Origin of the sequence: Iamia sp., assembly GCF_035575815.1 — a bacterium.
In the GTDB taxonomy this organism is placed as follows: Bacteria; Actinomycetota; Acidimicrobiia; order Acidimicrobiales; family Iamiaceae; genus Iamia.
Map to the genome: position 1 here is coordinate 1 of NZ_DATLXO010000103.1, position 5,844 is coordinate 5,844.

Below are 5,844 nucleotides of genomic sequence, written 5' to 3' on the forward strand. Positions count from 1 at the left end.
GCGCCCAGCACGTGCTGGACGAGGAACGTCGTGTTGAACCCGACGAAGGTCATGGCGAAGTGCAGCCGCCCCCACCCCTCGTGGAGCAAACGGCCGGTGGCCTTGGGGAACCAGTAGTAGAGCCCGGCGTACATGGCGAACGCCGAGCCACCGAACATGACGTAGTGCATGTGGGCCACCACGAAGTACGAGTCGTGGAGCTGGAAGTCGAGCGCCGGCAGGGCGAGGATCACCCCGGTCAGCCCGCCGAGGAGGAACAGGAGCAGGAAGCCGATGGCGAAGAGCATGGGCGTCGGGAACGTCAGGCGTCCGCCCCACATGGTGCCGATCCAGTTGAAGAACTTGACCCCGGTGGGCACGGCGATGAGCAGCGACAAGGCCGAGAAGTACCCGGTGGCCACGTCGCCGGTGGTGAACATGTGGTGCGCCCACACCCCGACCGACAGCGAGGCGATGGAGAACGTGGCCAACACCAGGCCCCGGTAGCCGAACACGGGTCGCGACGAGAACGCGGCCAGGACCTCGGTGATGATGCCGAAGAACGGCAGGGCGGCGATGTAGACCTCGGGATGCCCGAAGAACCAGAAGAGGTGCTGCCACAGGATCGGCTGCCCACCGCCGTCGAGGGCGAAGATCTGGGCGTCGAGCTGGCGATCAGCGAGCATCATCACGCACGCCGAGGTGAGCACCGGGAAGGCGATCAGCACCAGCACGCTGGTCACCAGCATGTTCCAGGTGAAGATCGGCATGCGGAACATCGACATGCCGGGAGCCCGCATGGCCAGCACCGTGGCGATCACGTTGACCGCGGCGGTGATGGTGCCGGTGCCGGTGAGCACCACGGCGAGCAGCCACAGGTCGTGGCCGATGGCGGGACTGCGGATCGCCTCGGACAGCGGGGCGGTGGCCGTCCAGCCGAAGGCGGCGGGCCCATCGGCGGTGAGGAAGCCCGACACCATGGTGAGGCCGCCGAAGAGGAACAACCAGTAGCCGAGGGCGTTCAGCCGGGGGAACGCCATCTCCTTGGCCCCGATCTGCAGGGGCACGAGGTAGTTGGCCAGGCCGAAGGCCATGGGCACGATGAACAGGTAGATCATCGTGCTGCCGTGCATGGTGAAGACCTGGTTGTAGGCGCCGGGCTCCACCAGCTGGGTGCCCGGCGAGTAGAGCTCGACGCGCACCACGCTGGCGAGGGCGCCGCCCAGGAGGAAGAAGCCGAGGGCGGTCACGATGTAGGCCAGCCCGATGACCTTGTGGTCGGTGCTGGTGACCAGCCCCAGCAGCCCCCGTCCCCGCACCGACGACGGCGGCCGGGCGGGCTCGGATTCCTCAGGGGTCGTCGCCACCACCTGCGGGTCGTCGATCGCGGTCATCCGCCGCCCGCCTCCCCCTCATCGCCCGGCGCCTCGTCCGCGGGGGACGCGGCCTGGTCGTCGCCGGCGTTGTCGGCCACCCAGCGGTCGAACTCCTCGGCGCTGACGATCCGCACCGAGAACTTCATCCGCCAGTGGTCGAGGCCGCAGAACTCGGCGCAGCGCCCCACGTAGGTGCCCTCCTCGGTGGGGGTCACGTCGACCTCGTTGTCGACACCGGGGATGAGGTCGCGCTTGGAGAGGAAGCGGGGCACCCAGAACGAGTGGTTGACATCCTCGGTCACCAGCTCGAGGCGGACGGTCCGGTCGACCGGCAGCACCAGCTCCGGGCCCTGCGTGCCGGCGCCGTCGCCCGACACCACCACGTCCTCGTTGTCGTAGGTGAACTGCCACGACCACTGGAAGCCCTGGACCGCAACGGTGACATCGGGGTCCTCGGTCTTCTCCTCGATGTCGGTGAGGGCGGCGGAGCCGACGATGAAGAGGATCACCACGATGATGATCGGCACGACGGTGTAGACGATCTCGATCGGGATGTGCTCGGCCACCTGGGTGGGGAGTGTGTCGTTGCGGCGCCGGTAGCGGACCACCGACCAGAAGGTCAGCCCCCACACGACGGCGCCAACCACCAGCGCGGTGGCCACCACCGGCGAGTAGAGGCGCTCGACCACCCCGCCCTGCTCGGTGATCGGGTCGGGCATCCCGAACGACGGCACCGAGCAGCCGGCGAGGCCCACGAGCACGATCGGCGCCGCGAGGTGGGCGAGGCGGACGGCGGGCCGGCGGCTCATGCACCGGCGACCCTACTGACGATCCGGGGACGGGGTCGGGTTGGACGGGGCCGTCACCGTCCACTCGCACGACGGACCACGGTCGAGCCGGATCCGGGCCAGGATCGGGGCATGGACGTCTTGTCGATGCGGACCATCTTCCGCTGCGGTGACCTCGCCCGGTCCCGGCAGTTCTGGGAAGACGTGCTCGGGCTCACCGTGGCTCGCGAGTACGGCTCGGGTGGTGAGGTCGCCGGGGTGGTGCTCTTCGCCGGCGGCGGGTTCGTGGAGCTCACCTCGGGCGACGCCGCCGGCCCCGCCGCCCACGATGCCATCGTGTGGCTGCAGGTGGCCGACGTGCGAGCCGAGGAGGCGCGCCTCCTGGCTCACGACGTGGTCATCGACGCCCCGGCCCAGCGGATGCCGTGGGGACTCGTCGAGTGCTGGTTGTCGGATCCCGACGGGGTGCGCGTGGTGCTGGTCGAGACCCCGCCGGATCACCCGTTGCGGCGCCGGGTCGAAGGCTGAGCCCCACTGCAACGGCATCCTCAGCCGCATCTTCGGCTGACGGACACCACCGGGTGGGTCGCCGCCGGACGGTCTCAGCCGCCGGCGGTGACCAGCTCGGCGATCTGCACCGCGTTGAGCGCCGCGCCCTTACGGAGGTTGTCGCTGGAGACGAAGAGGGCGAGGCCCCGGCCGTCGGGCACCGTCTCGTCGACCCGGATGCGGCCCACATACGTCGGGTCCGCACCGGCGACGAGCAGCGGGGTGGGGAGATCGTGGAGCGCGACGCCCGGCGCCGCAGCGAGCAGCTCGATGGCCTCCGCCGGACCCAGCGCCCGAGCGAAGCGGGCGTTGATCGACAGCGAGTGGCCGGTGAAGACCGGCACCCGCACGCACAGGCCCGACACCAGGAGACCGGGCAACCCCAGGATCTTGCGGCTCTCGAAGCGCAGCTTCTGGTCCTCGTCGGTCTCGTCGAGTCCGTCGTCGACGTAGCTGCCGGCCTGGGGCACCACGTTGAAGGCGATCGTGGTCGGGAACTTGGAGGGCTCGGGGAAGGCCACCGCGGCACCGTCGTGCGTGAGCTCGGCCGCCTTGGCTCCGGCTGCGTCGACCTGGGAGGCCAGCTCCTCAACACCGGCGAGGCCGCCCCCGGAGACGGCCTGGTACGTGGAGATCACCAGGGACTCGAGCCCGGCGGCGCGGTGCAGCGGCGCCAGCGCCGGCATGGCCGCCATCGTGGTGCAGTTGGGGTTGGCGATGATGCCCTTGGGTCGCACCGCGGCCGCCTCGGGGTTCACCTCGGACACGACGAGCGGGACATCGGGGTGCAGCCGCCAGGCCGAGGAGTTGTCGATCACGACCGGACCGGAGGCGGCGATGGCCTCGGCCGTGGCGCGAGAGGCGGTGGCGCCGGCCGACATGAGCACGATGTCGAGACCGGAGAGATCCGCGTGGGCGACGTCCTCGACGGTGATCTCGGTGCCTTGCCACGGCAGCGTGGTGCCCGCCGAACGGGCCGACGCGAGGAACCGCACCTCATCCGCCGGGAACGCGCGCTGGTCGAGAACGTTGCGCATCACACCGCCGACCTGCCCGGTGGCTCCCACGATCGCGATCCTCATGATCACGAGGCTACCGGCACCCCGACGGCTGGCGGCCGCGCCTTTCCGTGTTGGGCGGCCGGTGCGACGCTCCGCAAGGCGGCGTGACGCGACGTGTCCGGGCCACGGCTACCCGCCGCGTGGCCCATGGTGCACCACCGACGGCCGCCCTACCGGGTGCCTCCCGCGAGGGACGCATCGAGGCCGAAGGCGGAGTGCAACACGATGACGGCCCGGTCGAGGTCGGCCTCGCGCACGATGCACGAGATGCGGATGGCCGAGGTCGAGATCATCTCGATGTTGATGTCGTTGGCGGCGAGGGTCTCGAACACCGTGGCCGCCACGCCCGGGTGCGACTTCATCCCCGCACCGACGAGGCTCACCCGGCCGATGCCGTCGTCGGAGGTGACGCGGTCGGCCCCGATCTCCGCCGCGAGAGCATCGCTGACCTCCCGGCCCGCCGGCAGGTCGTCCTTGGGCAGGGTGAAGGAGATGTCGGTCGCTCCACCCTCGGACACGTTCTGCACGATCATGTCCACGTTGACGTCCCGGGCGGCCAGGCCGCGGAACAGCCGGCCCGCGATGCCGGGGCGGTCCGGAAGGTTCGTGAGGGTGATCTTGGCCTCTGAGGCGTCGCCCACGACGCCCGAGATCATGGCTTGCTCCATCATGGGGTCCTCCTCGTCGATCCAGGTCCCGGGCTCCCACGTGAACGCCGAGCGAACGTGCAGCGGCACCTTGTGGGTCCGGGCGTACTCCACGGCGCGCATGGCCGGCTTCGGGCAGCCGCACGCGCACAGCTCGAGCATCTCGTCGAAGCTGACCCGGGCCAGCTTCCGCGCCAGGGGCACCACCCGGGGGTCGGTGGTGAAGACCCCCGACACGTCGGTGTAGAGCTCGCACACGCCGCCGAGGGCGTGGGCCAGGGCCACAGCGGTGGTGTCCGAGCCGCCCCGGCCGAAGAACGTGACGTTGCGCTCGGTCGACACGCCCTGGGAACCACCCACGACCGGCACCCGGCCACCGTTCAAGGCCTGGCGCAGGCGGTCGGGTCGCACCTCGAGGATCTTGGCGTTCATGTGGTTGGTGTCGGTCAGGAACCCGGCCTGGCTCCCGGTGAAGGAGTCGGCGGCCACGCCCAGGTCGTGCAGGGCCATGCTCACCAGGGCCGTGGCCTTGCGCTCACCGGCGGTGATCAACATGTCCATCTCGCGCCCGGCCGGAGCCCTCGACACCTGGCTGGCCAGGTGGAGCAGCTCGTCGGTCTCCTTGCCCATGGCCGAGACCACCAGCACGACCTCGTCACCTCGACGCCGGGTGCGGGCCACGTGGTCGGCGACCTCGCGCATGCGGTCGGGGTCGGCGACCGACGTCCCCCCGAACTTCTGCACCACGAGAGCCACGGTCGGGCACGGTACTGCCCCCGCCACTCCGTCGAACTGGTACGGAGATCGGGGGCCCCAGCCCCCGGATCGGCTACCAGTTGCTGCCGGCGCCTGACGGGACTGGACGGATGCTCGTGACTGCGCGCGGTGGTGCGGGGTCAGGCAGGTCGGTCGGTGGCGCGGGGTGAGGGGCGGGCCCGGAAGTCCGGCGCCGGCTGGGCCACCTCGGGCCCGTCCACCAGCACACCCCATGCCCGCAGCTGGGCCACCCCGGTGGGGATGTCGCCGCCGCAGAGCACGCAGAGCGCCTTGAGGTCGTCGTGGCGCAGAGAGAGCACCTTGCCGTTGAAGTCACCCCGGGCCGCAATGATGGAACCGATGAAGCGCTGCACCGGCTCGGCGGCATCGACCTGGCGCAGGGCGTCGAGGCTGAGCACCAGCTTACGACGGTCCTGGGCCTGCCCGGCCGCACCGGTCTCGCCCATGAGGACGCTGACCGGCACCCGGTAGAAGTCGGCCAGCGCCTTCAGCCGGGGCAGGCTGAGGTTGCGGAAGCCCCGCTCGTATGCGCCCACGGCCGACGCGCTCCACCGGCCCCCGGAGCGCTCCTCGACATCGGAGAGCGACAGGGCCTGCGCTTGGCGGATCGCTCGCAGTCGCTGGCCCACCCGATGGGCGAAGGCGTCCTCGTCGCTGACCGCGTCGG

The 5,844-nt window shown here is 70.7% G+C and carries 6 protein-coding genes; 1 reads left to right on the top strand and 5 read right to left on the bottom strand.

Features of this window, described 5'->3' with window-relative positions; all coding sequences use genetic code 11:
• Together VNL12_RS10970 and coxB are read right to left on the bottom strand one after the other, a co-directional pair.
• The coding region (locus VNL12_RS10970; protein ID WP_325594454.1) for a cytochrome c oxidase subunit I at positions 1-1,373 on the bottom strand (1,373 nt) is incomplete at its 3' end.
• A complete protein-coding gene (gene coxB, locus VNL12_RS10975; protein WP_325594456.1) occupies positions 1,370-2,164 on the bottom strand; it encodes a cytochrome c oxidase subunit II in 795 nt (264 codons plus the stop codon). The genes coxB and VNL12_RS10970, both read right to left, overlap by 4 nt.
• A gap of 111 nt (positions 2,165-2,275) precedes the next feature.
• On the opposite strand from coxB, the gene VNL12_RS10980 reads away from it, so the two are divergent.
• Positions 2,276-2,671, top strand: coding sequence for a VOC family protein (locus VNL12_RS10980; RefSeq protein WP_325594458.1), 396 nt, complete (start codon positions 2,276-2,278; stop codon positions 2,669-2,671).
• Positions 2,672-2,745: 74 nt separating this feature from the next.
• Here VNL12_RS10980 and VNL12_RS10985 read toward each other — a convergent pair whose 3' ends face one another.
• The 3 genes from VNL12_RS10985 to VNL12_RS10995 form a co-directional block, all read right to left on the bottom strand.
• Positions 2,746-3,774 (bottom strand): aspartate-semialdehyde dehydrogenase, encoded by a 1,029-nt coding sequence (locus tag VNL12_RS10985; protein ID WP_325594460.1) that lies wholly within the window; start codon positions 3,772-3,774, stop codon positions 2,746-2,748.
• A gap of 149 nt (positions 3,775-3,923) precedes the next feature.
• Positions 3,924-5,156, bottom strand: coding sequence for an aspartate kinase (locus VNL12_RS10990; RefSeq protein ID WP_325594462.1), 1,233 nt, complete (start codon positions 5,154-5,156; stop codon positions 3,924-3,926).
• A 140-nt stretch (positions 5,157-5,296) separates the two neighbouring features.
• Positions 5,297-5,806 (bottom strand): helix-turn-helix domain-containing protein, encoded by a 510-nt coding sequence (locus VNL12_RS10995; RefSeq protein WP_414654876.1) that lies wholly within the window; start codon positions 5,804-5,806, stop codon positions 5,297-5,299.
• Positions 5,807-5,844 lie beyond the last annotated feature (38 nt).